This is a genomic window from Flagellimonas aequoris, from assembly GCF_003584165.1.
GTDB classification, from domain to species: domain Bacteria; phylum Bacteroidota; class Bacteroidia; order Flavobacteriales; family Flavobacteriaceae; genus Flagellimonas; species Flagellimonas aequoris.
This window is the reverse complement of record NZ_QXFJ01000030.1, coordinates 882,606-903,522: the sequence shown is the minus strand read 5'-3', so window position 1 is coordinate 903,522 and position 20,917 is coordinate 882,606. Positions and strand designations below refer to the sequence as shown.

Annotated in this window: 16 protein-coding genes and 2 pseudogenes; 3 read left to right on the top strand and 15 right to left on the bottom strand. The window is 39.4% G+C overall.

Annotated elements, in window-relative coordinates; genetic code table 11:
- Positions 1-228 precede the first annotated feature (228 nt).
- Both D2U88_RS17675 and D2U88_RS17670 read left to right on the top strand, forming a co-directional pair.
- Entirely contained in the window at positions 229-477 is a 249-nt protein-coding gene (locus D2U88_RS17675) for a hypothetical protein (protein WP_147378615.1), read from the top strand.
- 45 nt (positions 478-522) lie between these two features.
- A complete protein-coding gene (locus D2U88_RS17670; protein WP_147378614.1) occupies positions 523-831 on the top strand; it encodes a hypothetical protein in 309 nt (102 codons plus the stop codon).
- Positions 832-877: 46 nt separating this feature from the next.
- Here D2U88_RS17670 and D2U88_RS17665 read toward each other — a convergent pair whose 3' ends face one another.
- The 6 genes and pseudogenes from D2U88_RS17665 to D2U88_RS17640 all read right to left on the bottom strand — a co-directional run.
- Positions 878-1,552, bottom strand: coding sequence for an ion channel (locus D2U88_RS17665; protein WP_119641805.1), 675 nt, complete (start codon positions 1,550-1,552; stop codon positions 878-880).
- Positions 1,553-1,576: 24 nt separating this feature from the next.
- Positions 1,577-4,690: an efflux RND transporter permease subunit gene (locus D2U88_RS17660; protein WP_119641804.1), complete on the bottom strand. Its 3,114-nt coding sequence runs from the start codon at positions 4,688-4,690 to the stop codon at positions 1,577-1,579.
- Between the two features lie 21 nt (positions 4,691-4,711).
- On the bottom strand, positions 4,712-5,785 hold the full coding sequence (locus D2U88_RS17655; RefSeq protein WP_119641803.1) for an efflux RND transporter periplasmic adaptor subunit: 1,074 nt from the start codon (positions 5,783-5,785) through the stop codon (positions 4,712-4,714).
- Between the two features lie 23 nt (positions 5,786-5,808).
- A complete protein-coding gene (locus tag D2U88_RS17650; RefSeq protein ID WP_119641802.1) occupies positions 5,809-8,184 on the bottom strand; it encodes a TolC family protein in 2,376 nt (791 codons plus the stop codon).
- Positions 8,185-8,284: 100 nt separating this feature from the next.
- A pseudogene (locus D2U88_RS17645) lies at positions 8,285-9,115 on the bottom strand (transposase).
- An 87-nt stretch (positions 9,116-9,202) separates the two neighbouring features.
- A pseudogene (locus D2U88_RS17640) lies at positions 9,203-9,388 on the bottom strand (IS1595 family transposase); the annotation flags it as partial.
- Between the two features lie 425 nt (positions 9,389-9,813).
- Here D2U88_RS17640 and D2U88_RS17635 point away from each other — a divergent pair.
- Positions 9,814-10,299 carry a hypothetical protein gene (locus D2U88_RS17635; RefSeq protein WP_147378613.1) on the top strand — a complete coding sequence of 162 codons (486 nt, stop codon included), beginning with the start codon at positions 9,814-9,816 and terminating at the stop codon, positions 10,297-10,299.
- Positions 10,300-10,305: 6 nt separating this feature from the next.
- Here D2U88_RS17635 and D2U88_RS17630 read toward each other — a convergent pair whose 3' ends face one another.
- The 9 genes from D2U88_RS17630 to D2U88_RS17590 form a co-directional block, all read right to left on the bottom strand.
- Entirely contained in the window at positions 10,306-13,344 is a 3,039-nt protein-coding gene (locus tag D2U88_RS17630) for a TraQ conjugal transfer family protein (RefSeq protein ID WP_119641800.1), read from the bottom strand.
- An 11-nt stretch (positions 13,345-13,355) separates the two neighbouring features.
- Positions 13,356-13,895 (bottom strand): conjugal transfer protein TraO, encoded by a 540-nt coding sequence (locus D2U88_RS17625; RefSeq protein WP_158657215.1) that lies wholly within the window; start codon positions 13,893-13,895, stop codon positions 13,356-13,358.
- Between the two features lies 1 nt (position 13,896).
- Positions 13,897-14,859, bottom strand: coding sequence for a DUF4138 domain-containing protein (locus D2U88_RS17620; RefSeq protein ID WP_094998928.1), 963 nt, complete (start codon positions 14,857-14,859; stop codon positions 13,897-13,899).
- Between the two features lie 3 nt (positions 14,860-14,862).
- Positions 14,863-15,858: a conjugative transposon protein TraM gene (gene traM, locus D2U88_RS17615; protein WP_094998927.1), complete on the bottom strand. Its 996-nt coding sequence runs from the start codon at positions 15,856-15,858 to the stop codon at positions 14,863-14,865.
- Entirely contained in the window at positions 15,855-16,319 is a 465-nt protein-coding gene (locus D2U88_RS17610; protein WP_147378612.1) for a hypothetical protein, read from the bottom strand. The genes traM and D2U88_RS17610 overlap by 4 nt, the downstream gene beginning before the upstream one ends.
- 202 nt (positions 16,320-16,521) lie before the next feature.
- Positions 16,522-17,433 (bottom strand): TraJ family protein, encoded by a 912-nt coding sequence (locus tag D2U88_RS17605; RefSeq protein ID WP_094998925.1) that lies wholly within the window; start codon positions 17,431-17,433, stop codon positions 16,522-16,524.
- Between the two features lie 10 nt (positions 17,434-17,443).
- Positions 17,444-18,061 carry a hypothetical protein gene (locus tag D2U88_RS17600; RefSeq protein WP_147378611.1) on the bottom strand — a complete coding sequence of 206 codons (618 nt, stop codon included), beginning with the start codon at positions 18,059-18,061 and terminating at the stop codon, positions 17,444-17,446.
- Positions 18,058-20,607: a TraG family conjugative transposon ATPase gene (locus tag D2U88_RS17595; RefSeq protein ID WP_094998923.1), complete on the bottom strand. Its 2,550-nt coding sequence runs from the start codon at positions 20,605-20,607 to the stop codon at positions 18,058-18,060. The genes D2U88_RS17600 and D2U88_RS17595 overlap by 4 nt, the downstream gene beginning before the upstream one ends.
- On the bottom strand, positions 20,592-20,915 hold the full coding sequence (locus tag D2U88_RS17590; protein ID WP_094998922.1) for a DUF4133 domain-containing protein: 324 nt from the start codon (positions 20,913-20,915) through the stop codon (positions 20,592-20,594). The genes D2U88_RS17595 and D2U88_RS17590 overlap by 16 nt, the downstream gene beginning before the upstream one ends.
- Between the last annotated feature and the right edge of the window lie 2 nt (positions 20,916-20,917).

Sequence of the window (20,917 nt, the reverse complement as noted above, 5' to 3'; positions counted from 1 at the left end):
CTATCTGTTGGTTGCCCCGAAATACAGTACGGCTATCGGCCTGTCCGCCATTACCGACAACCGTGCCGGCCACGACCGGATTACCTGGATGTGTTGTCGGGTGGTTCCATTGATTCGAAGACGTTGTGGCGGGAGGTCAAGCCGATGGTGCATGATATCCGCTCCCAAGAGGGCCTTCTAATAATCGACGACTCGATAGAGCCCAAGAAACACACCAGGGAGAATCCGATGATCACCTGGCACTACGACCATTGTAGCGGTAAGTGCGTCAAGGGGGTGAACTTTTTGAGCTCCTTCTATTACGGTCCCAGATACGAAATGGGCTTCCCCATAGGCGTTGAGTACGTGGTAAAGGATATCGAGTACAAAGACGGGAAGGGCAAGACCAAAAGAAAGAGCGGTGTGACCAAGAACGGGATGGTGCGCCGCATGGTAAGGCATGCCGATTTCAATGTCGGCCTTCAACGAATTGGCTGACAGTTGGTTCTCCTCGGCGGAGAACATGGAATGTATCACGGGGGAATGTGGTTCCGATTTCATCATGGCCATCAAATCCAACAGGGTAGTGCCCCTAGCGCGGACGACAAGGCACAGGGCAATTTCATAGGTGTCGAATCTTTAGAGCTAGAAGGGACTACCATGTCCGTTTACCTCAAACAGTACGATAGTCCCGTACTGATAGGTAAGCAAGTGTTCAAAAACGGGGACGGTAGTACGGGTACGCTCTATCTGGCCTCTAGCGATATGGACCTGGACTTTGCCCAACTTACTACGATCTATGAGAAACGATGGAAAATATTATTGGCCTCTCGACGATTCGGGCATGCTTGATATCCTTTTCTAATAAAGGGCAAAACAATATGTTTAACCAATATTTTTATTTATTTGCAACGGAATGCCTTATATATTTCTCAACAACAACAGCTGTTATAATTACCATATAAAACTGACCTGCCAACCCAACAAGAATGGCTGATTTTTGTGCAATGGGTATTGCTGGAACAATTTCACCATACCCTATGGTAAGTAAGGTAATAAAGGAATAATATAAAATACTATCTGTACGAAAGTTAAAATCATCACTTTCCATTAGTACACCCGTATATGCCCCTGGATAGGTTAACTCAATAGACATAAATAAAAAGAAAGCCAAGAACCCTAAAGAAATATAACCACTCACTAAACCCAGAATCACATTTTTGCTTACTCGTTTTGCTTGCCATACTTGTTTAATAATATTCCACGTTACAAACAAGTAAAAAACAAAATATATATACAGACGTAATAATATGTTATTCAGGTTCTCTGTTCTTGAAATCATATCAAAACCGAAGATTATTCCAGCAAGTATAAACAAACCAAGAAAAAACCTCATTAGTCTTTTTTGTTTAAGAATCATTAAGATTCCTGCAGCAATACTTAATAGGTATAAAAAAGGTAATAGTTTATACTCAAAAAAGCCAGATGGAAAAAAAAGCGAACCAAATAATATACTTAATTGCATAATTAAAAAAATCATAAAGCGATTTTTATACAATCTTTCAAGTATCATAGACTACAGAGTTGGTTTTACGTCTTAATCTTCTAACAATGCCTCGTTAAACTGATATTCTTTATAATTGACTTTAAACAATGTACTATACAGTATAGGGATGAACAATAAAGTTATCACTGTTCCAAATAATAAACCTACCATAATGCCAATAGCCATACCTTCCCACATTTCGCCTCCTGAAATATACAGTGGCACCAACCCAAGAACTGTAGTAAAAGTTGCCAGTAATATAGGTCTAAAACGTTGTAGACAGGCAGCTATAACAGCGTCTTGCTCTGTACGACCAAGATCATTTTGTTCGATTTCCATTCTATCAATCAGTACAATAGCATTATTGATAATAATACCTGCTAATGAGATTAAACCTAAAAAAGGCATAAAACCAAAGGGCTCTCTAAAAACCAATAAACCAGCAACAACACCTATAACACCTAAAGGAATGGTAAGTACTACCATAATCATTTTTCTAAAAGAATTAAATTGAATAATCAACAATAGTACTATTATAAACCCAGAAATAGGCAAATAACCAATAACAGAACCCATATTCTCTTCTGTTTGTTTGGCTTCACCACCAAATTCATAACTGTAACCTTCTGACCACTCTTGTTTTTGTTCTTCTAACCAAGGTGTTATCTTCTCAGTAATTTCTGTAGCATTTCCACCTGCCCTTAATTCCGATGTAACATTTACAGTTCTACGCAAATCTAAGCGCTTAACTATAGAGTATTGCCATTCGGGTACAATTGATGCAACCTGAAGAAGTGGTACACTTTTACCTGTGCCTTGCGAATAGACATTTAAAGTTTCTAATGAAGATAATGATTGTTGCTGATTGTTATCGGCACGCATTACAATTGGAATAGATTTATCATTTTCGCGATACTCTCCAGTATGAAAACCATCTAAAACAGTTATTAATGATGCTGCAATATCTTGACTGGTCACTCCTGCCGATTGGGCACGGTTTTGATCAATATTAACCAAAAACTTCTTACTCTTTGGTCCCCAATCGTCCTTAACATTTTTCGTACCAGAAATGCTAGATAATTTTATTTTTAGTGCTTCGGATATTTTAGACAACTTATCTGGGTTAGGCCCAGAAACTTTTATTTCTATTGGTACACCACCACCACTAGCGTCCAATGCACTAACTTTAATATCGGCATTGGGAAAATTATTAAACGTAAAATCATCTATTTGTTCAATAATACTGTTATTCTCATTAAAGGAAGATGTATTAACAAGAATATGTGCATAGTTTGAATTTGGTTCATCTGGCGAATACCCAAGGTCGTAGGAGTCTGGCCCTTCACCTATAAATGAAGACCAATTCAAAACACCTATTTTTCTTGAATCATTCACTTGAAGAGAATCTTGCATATATTTTTCAATTAACTGAACAACCTCAGCCGTACGTTCAATTTTATTGCCTTGTGGTAAATTGATATCAATAGTAATTAAATTACGATCACTATCAGGAAAAAAGATAAATGGTATTTTTGTAAATCCATATAGAGATACAAAAAACACAATAAAAATTCCAATGATAACTTTATACTTGTTTGACAATGCGATTAATATAAGGTCTTTATAATAAGTTTTTAAAGTGTTTATAACCTTGTCAATCAAAGTAGGCTTTTTTTCTGCTTTTGGCTTTACCTTCAAAAACAAATAGCAAAACATTGTTATAATAGTAAGAGCAATTATCCAAGAGGATAGTAGAGAAATACTAATAACAACAAAAATAGGACCTACAATATCCCCCATATTTGTTGGTGACAAATAGAAGGCTAAAAAGGCTGCCGATGTGGTAAGTGTGGAAATTAATAAAGGCATCCATAATTCAGAAAAAGCATCGACAGCTGCTTTTTTACGCTCAATACCCTGTTCCATTTTGACCATTATGGTTTCTGCCACTACAATTGCATTGTCGACGAGCATTCCTAAAGCCATAATTAAAGCAGCCAAGGTTACTTGGTTCAATCCAATATCCATAAGCCCCATTATCAAGAGGGTCATAATCATTACTATTGGTATTAAACTTGCAATAACAAACCCCGTTCGTATGCCTAGGAAAAAAAGCATTACTAAAAGTACAATCACAATTGATTGTATGAGATTGATTACAAAATCATTGACTTTAAAATCGATATACTTGTCCATAGAAGACACTCTGCTCAACTCTAAACCAACAGGTAAACGTTGTTGCCAAGATGCAATAACCTCATCGACTTCTTCACCTAATGCTATAATATTTGCGTTCTCTTTTAAATTGATATGCAGTGAGATTGCATCCTTACCATTGATTCTAACTTTCTGTGTAGGCGGGTCGATATAGCCTTTAGAAACGCTTGTAATATCTCCAAGCTTTATCAATTGTGCCCCATTGCCAATGGGAATAAGCATCTCCTTAATATCGTCAACCGAATTGAAGTTACCCGTAGGCTCAAGAATAATACGTTCGTCACCTAAATTTATTTGTCCTCCAGAACTCAAAATATTTGTTAATGAAATACTTTGTTGTAATTTCGAGGCTGTTAAATCATACTCTTTCAATTTAGTGTTATCAAACTCTACAAAAACGCGTTCATCTTGGATACCGCCTATTTCCACTTTTGCCGCATCAGATAATTTTATAAGTTCATCTTTTATATCATCGGCGTAATCTTTAAGTTCAGTATAACTATAACCGTCCGAGGTAAGTCCAAGAACTATACCGTACACATCTCCAACTCCGTCATCATCTAAGATAGGGTAAACACCTTCTGGCAGACCTTCAATCCCTTGCAACTTTCTTCGCAACCGATCCCAGACCGCTTGCATATTTTCTTCTTGTACTTCATCTTTTAATGTGACTTTTACTATAGATAAACCCGTTCTAGAAGTACTGGTAACCTCCTTAAGTTCAGGTAATTCTTGTGCTACTTTTTCTACTTTATCAGTTACAAGTTGTTCTACACGTTCTGGACCTGCACCTGGAAATTGTGAGACAACGGTAGCAACTCTAATCACATAGGGTGGCATGCTATCCCTTGACAAGCCTTGATACATTACAATACCCATTATTATAATGGTAACTAGAACCATAATGGATATTCGGTTCTTGTCAATAGAAAACTGTGTTAAATTCATGTGCTATTTTGTTGAAAATTATTAAAGCTTAACCTTTTGTCCGTCCAGTAGTGTTTGTAGACCAGCAGTAGCAATTTTTTGACCTGCTGACAACCCTGACTTAACTTCAAAACCTTCAGTTGTTAAGTTGCCAATCTCGATACGTTGCTTTTTTACAGAAGCGTTTGTTTTGTCGTCATTTACAACAAATACAAAACGCCCATTACTATCTTCTCCAACAGCATTTGCGGGAACAACTATTATGTTTGTGGCATTATTTGAACTTCCAAAATTAAAAGTTACATTAGCAGCCATTCCACTTTTTATCTCTTCAGAAGGATTCATTATCATTATTCTTACAGGGTATGTAGCAGTCCCTGCATCTACCGAAGGGGCCACTTCTGTAATTTTCCCTTTAAACTCTAGTTCTGGTAACGATGCAAATGAAATATCTACTTGGTTTCCATTTTTTATACCATTTATAATACTTTCTGGAACGCCTAAAGAAATTTCCATATCACTCCCTGCATTGAGTGTAGCTATATTTTGCCCAGCTCCAATGTTTGTGCCAGCCTCGACATTTACAGCAGCAATGACTCCATCTTCTGGGGCATATATGTATCCAAATTTGATTTGTTCTTGCTGAATTGAAACGCTTCTTTTTGCAGACTCAAAGCTCTCATTAGCAGTCTTATAAGAGTTTTTTGCAGCCTCGAAATCGCTTAACGATGCACTTCCCTTTTCAAACAAAGAACGTGTACGATTTAGGGCTAATTTTGTGGTATTCATTTGGGATTCAGCACTGTTTTTAGCGGCTACCGCATTTTCGTAATTCAAGCGCGCCTGAACATTGTCAAGTTTGGCTAACAATTGGTTTTTTCTTACTTTTTGTCCTAATTTAATATCAAGCTCTGTTACAACTCCAGAACTTCTAAAGCTTAAACCAATTATCTTCTCTGTTTGGGCCGTACCACTAAAGGTTCGTGTTTTGTCACCTCCCAAATAACCAACCTCTTGATATTTTACTGGACGCAGTTGTGGCTTAAGCTCTTTTTTTTCTTCAGAGCATGAGGCAAGTAGTATAACTGCAAGAGCGATTGTGAAACGTTGTATCATTTTATCCTGTTTTAGTAATATTTTTAATTTTTCGAATCTACATATTCGAAAAAACGTTTTTTAAAGTTTTCATTTTCAGCATCTGTGCTTAACAAAAAGTAAAACCCCAAATAACGTTCTAGTTGCAATGCGTTTAATAGAAAATTATAAACGGCATTGGTACTTGCTAGCTGAGCATTTAAATAGTTATTTTGGGCATCTATTAATTGAATAACAGTAACAGCTCCAGTACTGTATGATGTTTGCGTTAATTCCAAACCTTCTTGAGCGGCTTCTTCTGCTACTTTTGACAACTCGATGTTAGATATTTGATTAATCAAATTCAATACCCCATTTCTAATATTAGCCTCTATATTTAATTGTAGATTATTCTTACTTATATCTAATTGATCTTTCTGAATTAATGCGGTTTGCTTGTTAACGTTATTATTGTTTTGATTGAAAATTGGCAGGGAAATACTAGCTCCAATATTATAGTAACCATCAGGAAAACTACCAATGGACAAATCACTTCCAGCACCACTTCTATTAAAATTATAATTATATCCTCCTTGCACAGCTACAGTCGGTAAAAAACGTCCTGCCCCATAAAATTTAACCTGTCGTTCGGTTGCATTCAAATTATGGTCTAAAGCTTTTAATTCTGGTGCATTTTTCATAGCCTCTTCTACTAAAAAATCTGTGAAAAGTTCATGTAATTTTGGATTATCTAAGAGCTCAGTAAGCTCATCATATCTGCTCTGCTCAAACACACCTTTTCCTAATTCAACATTCTCAACATCAATCTTAGTATTTAAAGGGGTATTCGTTAATTGATTTATGGCTATAAAACCTTGCTCCAGCATATTGATGGCTTCTATCATCGCTTGCGTATTTTGTGCCATTTCACTTTTAAAACGCAACATATCAGATTTTCCAGATGCTCCAGCTTCAAAATTTTGTTTAGCAATTTGAAGGTTTCTTTTGGTTAAGTTTAAATTCCTTAATTGAATGTAAGCATTGGACTTAAGTATCAAGGTATTAAAATACACATTTGAAGCGTTAAAGATGGCATCAAGTTGCGTGCTGTTAAAATTCTCTTGTTGCGCTTTGAGTAATTCCTTTTGAATACCAATATTGGCATTCGCCTCTTCTGAGAAAACTGTTTGCCTTAATGTAACATTGCCATTTGTTGAGAATTCTGGATTTTGCCCAAAACTCAATTTCGCAATTTCTGGATCCACATGATTTCCTGTTATGTCGGCAGTAATGTTAGGTAAATAGTTGTTTTTAGCTGTTTTTAAGTCTTGCTCTGATAAATTAACATCTCTTTCGTTGGCCTCAAGTGATAAATTCTCATTGAGAACATCGTTTATAAGTTCAACAAGATTGTATTTCTTATCAGCAAAAGTGTTAATTAATGTGCCGACAAAATCAGTTGAATCAATTAAACTATACTTTATAGGCACATTTGTAGCATTAGCCGTATTGTAATTAATGGTTAATCTTTGAGGGTATTCAATGTAAACGGGTAATTCGGATAAATCTTTGCCACTTATGTAGGCTTCAACATTTAAGGCTACTCTTCTAAAGAATTGTTCAGCAGTGTCAGCATTTTGATTGGTTGCCAATAAACCATTTTGCACATCAATACTACTTGTGCTTGTAAACGATGGTATTTTTTCGGCAATGAGTGTTTTTGCCAAACTTTTTATTTCATCTGTACTTAAAAAAAACCCCCCTGCTAAATAAACAGCATCTATTCCTTGAAGTTGCGAAGTAATATCTGCTATTGTTTTATAGCCTATAAGCTTATAGGAAGCGTCCAAACCATTCAACTCCCTATCAAGAGTTTCTGTTAGAGGAATAACGCTCATAAGCTGTTCTTCCACTACAATACCAACATTTTTAAAACCTGTAAGGTCTTTCAATATAGATAAATCTTCTTTGAAAGATTGCGAATCTATTATATATGTGAAATTACTTATTCCAGATGTTGCTTTTGACAAATCAACATCCAACATATCTTGATTAACCGATCCAAATAAAATTGTGGGTTTTTTATATTCCTTTTGTTCATTAATAACTATATTATTCACTGCTCCATAAGCAAGAATAATATCAGTATTATTGTTGAGCAACCTTTGGTAATTTTGCTCTGCCTTTTGAAGGTTATAATTATTAACCAAATAGCTTTCATCAGGAAAACTTATAGTAGCATCTTCACCCACAACGGCTTGTATTTGGCTTTTAAGTTGTGTTAAAAGAGGCAGTAATTCCTCTGAACTTTCATCTACTAGTATTCCAATATTATAATTTCTATTTTGAGCGGTAAGCTGGCCAATACAGACTAATATAAACAGAAAAAATAGAGGTTTTTTTTTCATAAATAATTGATTATCTTCTTTGACAATTTTCATAAATTATAATTGCTCTAAAAATATTTATTGCATAATATATATTAAAAAAAACAAAAAAACTTGACTTAGGCGTTTAATTACTATTTTTTGATGAAGTCATTTAAACTTTTTTCTTGTTTTTCTTCTTGAATTTTTTCACTGCTCTTACCATGAATGCCAGATTGTTGAATCCTTTCCAGCTCTCGTTTGTCGTATCGAACCTGTTGAGCAGCGAACGGTTGCTGTCCATCCATGCATTGGTGCGCTCTATAGCAAATCTCTGGTCGTAGAGGCCCTTGTCAAAATATTCGTCCTTATCGCCGTCCCCGTTCCTTTTGTTGAAACATATGTTGGCGTTGATTCCTTTCAGGCCACATAACTTCCTCAGGTCCTCGGCATAGAAACCGACATCGGCGTTCAGGAAAAGGCCTTCGACCGATATGTCCGCTTCTTCCAGTGTTCCGTGACGACCTCGAACTGTACCTTGATGTCGTACAGGTCGTTATGGTTGCCCGCCACGGGCTCTGATATCGCCAATGGAATGCCCTGCCTGTCACTAAGGTACAGGGAATTGGTCGTTTTCAGCTTCTTCCTCCCTTGGTATTCCACGTCCTCGCCGCACTGTTTGGCAGGGGTATGGCTGCCGTCAAGATCTACGCTCGAAAGGTCGAGTTCGGCCCATGCCTGTCCAGAAGTTTTATCCAACAGTCCTTCCAGAACCCTGACCTGCACCATTTCTGAAAGTGGTTGTAAACGGACTGCCAACTAAAAGACCCCTTTCGAAAAGGGCCTTGACGGGCAACCGATCCCATTGGTCACGGGTCTTGAGCTTGTAAAGGAAGACGTTTACGATCTCGTACAACGGAACTTTCGGGGGAAACCCACGGGTTGTTCCAGGAATATATGCGACCATTTCGTTTTCTATCATATCTTTGTCGAGTACTTTGCACATAAAGGTTTGTTTTAGAGTTATTTATGTTTCACAACACAAATATCTGTAACCCTTTCTTTCGATCAAAAAAAGTTTAAATCACTTCGATTAATAATTTTTATCACTGCTAACTATCCTGTTTATAAGATTGTTAAATATTATACCTTTACTTTGAGAACGATTAATCTTAAAACAAAATTCATTAAAATACCGATTAGTGTTAAAATCACTCACCCAAGAACAAGTTGTTCTTGTCCATTATTTTATTTGATGTATCATTGTATGTATCAAGCGACATTTCCAGAAGTGGAGTTGATTAAGTGAGTAGATTTCAAGATTTAGTAATCGCTGAAAAAGAGTAGCATCTATATAAAAGGATTTCTGGTGGAGAGGTTTCATTCACCCAATAAGAATTCTGTCTTTCGTAGCTTAGAAAATAGATATTTTATGGTGCAAATAACTCTGAAATGTGAATCCATACTCCTACGGAAGTTGAAAACCCTCCGCCTTCAAGTCTGGCCGAGCGAGCACGCTACGCTGGCTCACACCCCACCGTCTTTGCGGCTTTGGATTTTCAACCTCCTCGGAACCGCTCATAAAAGCATGGAGGCCCAAAAAGGCGCTCCATGCATTTATCTTGCCAGCGCACAATTATTTTAACAATTTCTTGTTTAAAGAATGTAGGTTAATAACTTTAGTGCCGATATAGACACGTTGTCATGAAAATATCACATCTACTTTTATGTTGTCTTTCCACAGGATTTTTGCTTTCCTGTAGTAATGATGATGATTCCGTTTCTGATTCCGATAGGGGAAATGCCTTGTTGGGCCAATGGGAATACCAAGCGATAATGACCGACGGGGCCGTCGATGTCAATGGGGACGGAACAGTTAATATTGATTTATTCAATACCCAGGAAATACGCCAATGTATTAAAGATAACCTCACTTTTTTTACTGAAAGAGGAGAAGGGGAAAAAGGCGATTACAGCATTAACGATAATGGTCTAGCCTGCGAAGAAGATGGACAGTTCACCAATATTGAAGAGGACAGGTATGAATTAATAAACAATTCAATTATCCGGTTTGACGTTCGCAATGAAATGCGAATCATCAAAATGACCAAAAGCGAAATGACCATAGAAACCAACGATAATTTGGGCGATGAGGATGTGGTTGTTACCATCACCTACAGAAAAAACTGATTGGATTTATACCCGAATTACGTTACCTGTCGCTTTTTCACTCCATTGGCCATTAGTGTCGCGCACCCTGACTTCGTATCGTTGGTCTAAATACTTAAGACGACTTTCGCGTGGTTCCTCTTCCAATAAGAAATAGCGGTCTACACCAGTACCTTGCGCATCATCATAGTTGAACAATTCAGTATCCCATCTTCTGTCTTTGCGGTTGTATATCCGTATTTCCACCTGTTGAAGGGTCGCACCATTATATGCCTCGCTACAGTTGGTGTCAAAACAAGTATAGATTCTAACTTGATAATCACAACCGTTCAGACCGCCACAACTTATATTTCGTTTCTCGCCTTTGGCCGCTACCTGTGGTTTTTTGAACATGACAACCGATTCACTTACTGTTTGAGAAATGCCAGTTGAATTTTCAACCCTGAAGTTGATGGTAAAGTTTTCATTGGTCTCAGGAAAGAATTGCATCGGGGTTGAACCGTAGTTCAGAGGAACAATATCGCCCTCTCTATAAATTCTACTTTTAAAATAGATGTAGCCCGCACTTGCCCCCGTAAAAGTAAAGGTCATTTCATACGTTACATCGGGGTCATGACCAGATGTGGCATTCGTGACTGCGGTTATTGAAAATGGCTCATCCTCATATTTATCCTCTGAAGATTGACTGATATTGAAATCGAAGAATTCTTCGTACTTATCAAACTGAATGTTAACGTTGTCTGTTTTTTCTACGTTGGATGATGAACGCGCCGTGAATTCGACATTATGGCTTGATTCCGAGATGCCCGTATATGTTCCTTGGAACGAGCCGACCGGCACACTAAAGCTTTCTCCTGCTGCATAGGTAGTACCTTGGTATTCAAAACTACCATTACTCCCGCCGGAAGAGAAGTACATCACATAGGTGTCTCCGCCGATGCCCAATTCCGTGATATTGAAATTGATATCGACCTCATCGCCGGTAAAAGCATCAGATTGCGTGGCATTTGCCGTAAAATTGTAATTTTTTGGACTGACGTTTACTGAAATACTAACGGTTTTTTCCAATCCTGTATCGTTTTGGACATAAAATGTCATTGTAATGTTGCTTTCATCCGTCCCTTCCAAGCTCCAATTGAAATTACCTTTGGGTACATCATAAACATTTCCGGCACTGACTTCGATCCCATTTTCATTCTTAACCAAAGCATTACCGTTCATACTGTATCGCATTGTGTAATCAGAAGAACCAACACTTTCCGAAATATTGAAGTTCAGGGTAGTAATCTCGCCGACCGATATATCCGATTTTTGTGCACCGCCCGTAAACAGAAAATCTACTTGATTGTAACTAATAGCTGTATTTGCCGTATGGGTCACATTGGCTGATGATTCTACGCTGAGAACAATATCATGCTGTCCTGCTTCTGTACCTGTATAGACCACGTTATTAATGTTCGGCCCCAACTGAAATTTTTCCCCTGGGCCATATTCCGTGCCGTTTACCCTTAGCGAACTGTTTCTGCCCGATGAATAAAATGCCTCATACGAATCGTTGGTTCCTTCCGGAATTTCATCAATATCGATTATCACATTTACGGGAATATTTGCAAATTCCGAGGTTTTTGAAGGGGTCATGCTGACCGTGAAATCGTTCTGTTTGGTCTCCAAATCAATCAGAACCGGACCGACTTCTTGACCATAGTTGTCCGTGACAAGAAATGAAACCTGATGAGAGCCTAGGCTTTCCGGATGATAGAACAGCGAAAAATTACCAATTTCCACGGGGTACTCGGTGGAATTTTGAAGTGTATTGCCATTAATTCCGGAGATTCTTCCATTACCTTCGAGAATTTCATAGGAAATGGTGTATTCGATATTTTCGGTATTGCCGTTGGATTTAACGTTGAAATTGAACTGCGTACGTTCCTCAACGAAAACGGAATTGCTTTCCGAATTGCCGCTGAAAGTGAAAGGAATATTTGCCACCTCGATTTCAACACTATCCTGTTTTACCTGTCCATTGGAATCCCTAACATCAAAGTATATCTTACGCTTACCCAATTCTTTGCTAGTAAACGTATAATTGTAAGAGTTTGGAACTATGGTTCTAAATTGGCCCGGTTCCATGACCCCGCCATTGTGGTCCCTGACCGTTCCGCTACCTTCACTAGTCGAAGAAAAGGAATGGGATATTTCATATTCCACTTCCGAATCTTCATCTTGTGTTTTTAAATCGATGGCAATGGCCAAATTGGTATCCAATTCCACTTGGGTCGATGATGCCGTGGCATTGAGGATAAAGTCCAAATTCAGAACGTTCAATAACAATTCTTCCGTCAAAGTAGCGCCATCGGGAGCTTTGGCCGTTACGATAAGTTTGTGTTCCCCCAAATTTTCGGGCAGATATTCCAATTCAGAAATGCCTTTGGGCAGGATAAATGGTTTACCTGCATCAAAGACTTCGTTACCAAGATAAAGCTTCCCGGTTCCGTTTTCTATTTGGTAAACGACCTCGAAATCCCCTTTTTTGTCAGGATCTTCAGTTTCCTTATCCCTGAGTAATGTGACATTTACCGGATTTTTAGAATTGATGATAAATGCGTTGACCCCCTTGTTTAGCAGAAAGCTAAAGCTGGCGTACTTGGCATTATATAGAAGTTCCAGTTCCTTTTTTCTAGTATTGGTATCCCATGCCGAAAATCTGATTTTGTGCGCACCCGTATCGATGGCCACATAATTGTAGGCCCAATTTCGGTCGGTTATCTGCAAAGTGTCCCGCTCCCTTATAGTATCGCCTTCCATTGTTAAGAAATATCCCCTGCCTTTATCAGAGGAGAACTTCATAAAGTAATCGACCGTGGTAATTTCTTTATCCGGTACCAAAGAAAAGGTAGTCCGGGCATTTTCGAACACAAAGTTTTCATCGGGATGTTCTTCCGTAAAACTAAAGTCAAAATCATCCTTGATAACACCCTCAAAGTCTTTGCTACATGCCAATATCAGGACAAAAGTTGCCAAGATGGCAGCAATCGAAAATCGGGTCGGTCGGATAAAATTTTTCATTTTCAAAGTATTTAGAACAGGAAATATCTAAGGCCCAATCCGGCATAGGGATAGAATTGACCTACATCGCTATTTATATGGTAGTATTCGTTCGCTTTTATCAAAAGGGAAAAGTCGTTGCTGAGGGTTATTTCTCCTTCAATTCCGACGAAAACCCCATATATAAATTGACTTTTGGCATCCAGAATGGCACCATTGGACAAAAGACTATTTCCGTTATTGATGACCTCATAGCCGAAAATACCGCCGCCGCCAACATTGATGGCATATTTTTTAAAGTTCTTTTGCTCCCAAACTTTAATGAAATACCCTGGCTGTACTGTAAATATGTTGTAAGGAATATCGAAACTTCCTTTATCCTCCGCAATGGCTGCAAATACACTTAATTGTGCATATCGGTTTCGGTTCAAATGGTAATTATACGTCCCCATAATCCCGAAACCATCTTCGGCGTAACCCCCACTTAGCCCTACGGAAGATGCATAGTTGCCGCTTTGGGAGTAGGCCAAAGTTGAAATAAAAAGTGCTAGAATTATCGTATTGATTTTCATTTTAAAAGTGTATAGGGTTGTTGATAATTTCATGGCCTATCTTCAATGAAAGATTTCGATTTCCGGATTCTTCATCCAATTCAACGACCACCTCTTTCTTTTCATCCAAAGCAAACTTTTTAAAGACGATTACAAAGTGGTTTTCACTTTTACCCGAAACCGTTTTTGGTCGTTTGTAAACGAATACCGGTTCCAAAGGCATTTTTTGGTTGCTACTGCTATTTTTATAATTAGTGGCCAGTTGATGCTTAATGAAGTTGATGTCCAAGTCAAGCCCCTCTTTGTTCTCGATACGGTACTGAAAATAGAGTTCGTCCTCATTGTAATACACTCCCTTTAGCCAAAGGAAAACATTGTCCAGCCTTGAGAAATAACGACTAATCTTTGCCTTATCGAACTGCATATAATAGCATCGCAGACGGTAATATTCCATGGGGTCTTTCTCGTAGAGTTCTTTTGTAGCCCTGTCAATAGAATTTGTTGCCGAATCTTTGGTTGATATTGTGAGTTGTTCTTCTGGAATTTCTATCCGTTTTATTTTTGTTTCTGAACCTGGATCCGCAACGTCCAAACTAATTGACTTGGAATTACCATTGATATTGGTGATCGCCTTTTCGGGCTTGATGTACCACGTAAACTTCTTTGGTTTTTCCTTTAGTTTCAAAATAAAGTCATAAACGTTACCTGATTCGGTAATTACCGTATGGTTTGTGAAGTTTTCTTTTTCAGGTGCCAGCTCATCATAGTATAACTTTAAGATTCGCCCATGGAATTTACTTCCAGCGGCCTTTGGCAAATCCGCTATAAAACCAAAGTCGTTACCGATAATACTTTCCGAAATATTCTCGGGAAATATTAAAATGGTCTTGTACTTTTTGGAAACTTCCAAAGTATCGGTACAGTATTGTGCCGTACCCTTGCACATCATGGTTAAAGCCAATATGAAAAAAAACTGTTTTGCCATTTTTTATGCTTTTGGTACTAGAATTACACGATCCCCGTTGACCAGTAAAATCTTATCTCGTTCTTTGTATTTTTTCTTTTGGAAAAAATTGCCAAAAGACCTTACTAGATTACGGGCCAAGGGCGATTCTATCGATTCCCCCGCCGCTTCGGATAGTTCGTTTACACCTTCCCGTTCAATATTCGCCCTAAATTCCTGCATTAGTGCTCCTGCCCGCTCATTGTGAAGTCCTATCATTCCATCTTCTTTATCCATAGCTGTCAATGACATCTTTACATTGTCGATATTGGTTACTTCCAATATTATCCGTGAACCTTGTATGTTTGAGGTGGCATAAACAAAAGTGTTCTTTGGAAATCGCTTACCGTTGTAATAAGTATCCTCCATTAAAATCAATTTTACGCGATTACCAGGAAGAATGAACTGGTCGCGATAGATGGCTGCATCGAGGGAAATTGAATTGGCGGAAGGTTTATTTGAGGACGCTACGTAGGGTGCGGAATAATCCTGACTTCGGGAAAGGCGTTCGTCACGTGCTTCCATCATCAGTTTTCGATACTCCAACTTTTCCTTAAATTCAGTTCTAGGATCGGCAGTCGATTTTTGTGTTGAAGCAGGCATAATTTCTGCGGATTCCATCGATGGTTTATCATCGAATGAAAAAGCGTTCAGTTCTTCCAGAACCAGTTCCAAAGAATCATTTTTCCGTTTGGTCTCCACGATGTTTTTTAACGTGCCATTATTGCGTAATCGTTCCAAAGAATCCTCTTGCGATTTTTTGTAAAGCTCATTGGGTCGTTGGACTTTAAGTTCATTCTCTTGACCGGGAAGCTTGTTGTTATAACCGTCGTCCTCCGCCAATGGCCTGTTTTCTTCTCCGAAAGAACCTAGACTGTTCACAAGAAAGTATATCGTCAGGAGCACGACAATCGGAGCCGACAACGCAAATAATTTGTGCTGTCTTACCCATGTATTGAATGTTTCGCGGTCAAGTTTCATTGTAAATCATTGTTTTCTAGAACATGGAACCGGATAATCTTTAACCCGTTCAAATTATTAGGTGTTGATTTGGTCTCCAAGAGAAAACCGCTGGTCACTAGATTTCGATATTCCGTCTTTTCATTCTTGCGTATTTTTTGTTTTCCCATAAACCGAAAGGCAAAGGGGTAAGCGGAGTAGTCGATATATAGCGAATCTTGCTCCACTTCAATGGAATAGTCGCTTTTGGCGACATCCTCATAATAGTTTTGATCCAACAGGCGGTTGTACAGCCGCTTACCGGAATGGTCTATCATATAGAGTGCCTTGCCCTCTATATTCCTTTTAATAAATCGTAGGTCGGGTTCTAACGAAAAGAACAGTTCGTGGAAGTTTTTTACATGTCCTTCGCACAAAATATCGAGCGCACGTTTGGGGTCGTTTATGCGCACAGCGGCCAATTTTTGTCCGTTGTCAAGCAAATAAAAACGGTTTTTTGCGCTTTCGTTCGTTTTATATCCAAAGTAAATATTGAACAAAGTGCAACCTACCGTAAGAGCTAAAGATATATAAAGAACCCTGTTGCTATTAGCACGAATCTTGTTTAAATCGTTGAAAATGTGATAAGTATCGTTCATCTGTTTATGCGCAATCGTTAAAAATCCATATTTATCGTTAAGGTGTTTACTGTATCAATGTTCTTACTCCCTTTGTAGCCCCTCCCGTCTTGGCATCGACCGTAGTTTGTGCTGCTTTTTTGGTATAGTGTTTTGTACGCTCCTTTAAGTGACCTGCACTTACGTTCATTCCCTGAACAATGAAATTGGAGAGTACCGGTGCCTTGAAATACATAAAAACGTTCATGAAAATCAAAAGCCCGCTCGTGAGTACCAACCCCAAATCGGCTTCTCCGCCCTGAAGTATGGAACCGATCAGCTTGTCGAGAATGTTCAACATGAAATTGTCAATGAGGTACAGCATGGGGATCCATAAACAAACGCTCATGAACTTTTGTAGCCACGCCTTCCACATTCCCCCGAACACGGGAATGAACGAAAGCCCGATATTCAAAGGGCCGAAAATGATAAGAACGAAGAGGTAAATGACTGACATCGCTTTGATACCAATGAATACGACCGCCGATATGACCGATGCGACCATGACGACCACGGAGGTTATGGAACTGAGAACAAACGCCTGAAATGCTTCAGGATCTGCACTTAAAAGTACCCAAGACCAGGCATAATCGGAAGAGGACTTCACTTGTGCGACCAAGACCTTCATTTGCAATATGTCCCAAGAAATATCATTGCTCTTAAAGGAGTTGCCGATGCCCTGATAAAAATCAAGAATGGTCATTGTTACTACTTTGTAATTGAGCAATAAAACGGCCAAGGGAACCCATTTCAGGTATTCCAAAAAAACTGCTCTTGTTTGGGGGTTCACAAAGACCCTAAGCGCGAGCAATGCGATACCGATAAAGGCGAACTGCTGCCCAATATCAACAATCGCATCGGTCGCCTCGAACGCATCGGCAATGTACTGGTCGAACATATCGTTGACCGTTTCGCGTATTCCTTTTTCCGTGACCTGCATATTCCTGTTCTTATTCTTTGTTCATATTGATCAAGGACAACTTGGCCTCCCGAAAAGCGTTGATTTGCGAGAGTTTGTTATTGTAGGCGATCAAGCCGTCCAGAAGCTGTTCGAGTTTCGAGTTGATGCCGCTGACTTTTTTTAGGCGCTCTTCGGGAAGGATGATGGATTTGGTTTTGATAATCCCATTACATTGTTTGAACAGGTTTTTGGCCTCTAGAATCGCATTGGCCGTATAGCCTGCAAATTCCTGAATTTCATCCTGCTCTAGATGTTTCCATTTTTGGATGCTATTTTTAGAACTTCTGTAAGCTTCAAGAATCTTATCCTTTAAATCCATGGTCATGTTGACATCCGTCGATTTCATAACATAATCGGGCGAAGACTTCTTGGCATCGAGTTCTTCCTTCAGAATTTTTCTCGATTTTGAGGTCTCGTTGTTGTTCTTTTCCATCAGATTGATGAGTCGCCCCAAGTTCTTGTTGACAGCCTTTAATTGGATGTTTATGTTCATCAATTGGCTGTTGACCATACCAACGCTGGCATTGGTAGCGGCGTCCGTTACGGGTATTTGCGCCGCCATAATAAACGGAACAATCGTTACTAGGATAAATAGTCTTCTTTTCATTTGTTTTTGTTTTTAGGGGAATTTTCGTAGGCGTAGGCCTTTGCGGTAAGCTCCCAATTATTATGATTGTTAGTGTATAGTTTTTTGATCCTTGAGCTTTCCGTAGGATTGGTCTCGTAGATACATTTTTCTTCCACCGAGGTTTCCACGCCATATACTTTTACCCTGTCCATCCAACAAAAGGCTACCTCACGGAACTTCCGGCCTTCCGGAAGGTCTTTATTGATGGATAGGATGAGTTGCTTCTGTTTTTCTCCAAGACCCATGACGGACTGGATTCGGTCAAAAGACTGAGCGAAATCCCGCATATCCAAAAAGACCTTAATGTGGGAATTGACCACAATGGCGTTTTTGATAATCTCCGAGGAGGTAAAGTCATCCACCTTCTGTGAAATAAAAATGGGTTGGCCACCAAGTTTTCGCGCCATTCTCGATTGGCTGTTGAAATAATGTGCCAGTTCCGGTCTGACCAATGCCTTCCATGCCTCGTCTACCGCTAAGATTTTATTTATGGACAGTTTCGAGGGGTCGTGCATTTTCTTATTGAAAATTTCCATGACCATCAGCGCGATAATGGGAAATAACAGCTCGTTGTCTATAAGTTTACCCAACTTGAAGTACACCACCTTTTGGTCGCTAAGCCCTGTGATTCTATTATCCTCTTTGTTCAACAAATTCCCTCTGGGGCCATCGGAACGGTATTTTTCCAATAGGAAGAGAAAAACATTGGGATCGAACTTTTCCTTCGGAATTTTCTTGGCTTTTATCAAAGCCGAGACCTGCTTCTTACAGAATTCGAAAAAGGTATCGAACTTAAAATTTGAATCATCGTTCTCCCACATGGCACTATAGTAGCCTGAAACCAAAAGTTCAAGAACGGTATTCGTAACCTCAAGATCATTGCCATTGTCCGTACTCCCTGTAATCAATTTTAGCAGGGATACCAGATGTAGCAACTTACTTTCCGCCAAGGTCTGTTTCTCGGTGGTAGATCGGATAAAATCATGTTTGTCCAGTAAAAAGGGGTTGAAGGTAAACGGGCGAGCATCGTCATGTTGTAGAACGACCCCACCGAATACCTTCGTCAGTTTGTCGTAGGAGTTGCCATCCTCCATGATAACGGCCTCGCCGCCCTGCCGTAGTTCGGAAGCAATATAGTGATTGACATAGTAGGACTTACCACCTCCCGATCCGGAGGCGACAAGCATACCACGGTTAAATATCCAATCCTTTTTTTCGGGTTCCCGGTAGACACTTACCGACAAGGGTCGCCCTGAAATCCGATCCACCAATCGCATTCCATAAGCCGAATTCGTAGTATCCTTGTAGCCACCCTCAAAATAGAGTAGGGAGGAGGCCATGTCACTTGGCATGGGCATGTACATATCCGAGGAGATTCCTATGCTGTTTCCCGGAACCCCTGCAAAAAACAAGTTCTTTCGATCTATGGTATTCTGTTTTGCGTTTATTCTCAATTTTTTGAAGGCCGAGCCAACGGAATTTTCCATCTGTCTTTGATGGTCTTTTCCTTCATCAAAACCAAATACGTTCAAATGATAAAAGACCGTTTCCTTGTGGTTTTCAAGAACCTCTTTGGTGTACTCATAGATTTGATCGGCGAAAATGGTGTTACTATCATCCTTCTTTCCCGAACTGAACCGTTGAAAGCTCTTGGCTTTTCGTCGAAGGCTGGCCAAGGCTTTTTCTTGATTCGGGATATAGATGTATTGGTTGATAATATGTTCATGGGGTACCTTAAAGCCCAAAGAGAAAAGGTTACCGATGGGGAAGCGATTGTGCCGGGTCGTGAATTTGCCGTACAGTTCGTGGGTGCCGATATGGTCCTTGGTAAACTGGTCTAGGTTTTCGAGCGTGAAAAATTGGCCCTGTTTGTTCCCAATGTTGACGCGATTACCACAAAAGTCAATATCCTTCAAATTTTGGTTTTTTTCGGACAGTCCGAAATATTTGGCGTACAGTCCGTTTTCTGAAAACAGTTCGTCGTATTCCAATATGTTGGATTTGATAAGTCCGGTCGAATTGATCAAGTTGTTGACGCTCGCTACCTGGTTCTCGAAATCCGCCAATACATTTGTATCAATGAATTCTTTGGGGACCGTATGGTTTAGATAGAAATCCCTGTTCTTGTCCAAGAAACCGTTCGCCCGTTTAGAACTGTACTTGATATAATTTTTGGGCACGATACTGATATACAGGTAATGGGTTCCTACCTGATAAGGACGGTCTTCAAAATGGTGCTCGTTGGCCCGTTCCAAAAAATCGCCTTGCAAACGTTCCTTGATCGGACGATAATTTTCCTGAAGGAAAAAATCCTGTCTGTGGAGCAGCCGGTTCGGCCCCAGGACGGCGATAATATTAAAGAACAGTTCTTGAAGGAGTCCATATTCCGAGGCATCCAATGTGAATACTTCGGGAAGTTCCAATTGCAAAGGGATAGTCACACACCCCTTTTCTTTCGCGATCAAGGATTGCCTTTCATAACCGTAGATGGGGAACGCATCCCAAAGTGCTACCTGTTTTTCCATAGCAACAGATTTTCAAACGGATTGGAAACTTTGATTGTATCGGGCTTTTGGGAATCCGCCAGTTTTTTGACAAAGCCGTTAGCGCCATAGGTTCGGGAATAGAACAACAGTACAAGGAAGACGATTGCGATGACGATGGCCATCAATAGCAAGGCCCAGATCATCGGAATAAAGGTGGAAATTACCAGACCGAGCATGATGGCTGTCAGTACCAAATACAGACAATACATAATGTATTTAGCCTTGAGTCCTTTATATAGGACATCCTTTTGCAGCCCCTTTTGGATAGGGATATATTGATTCTTCATGC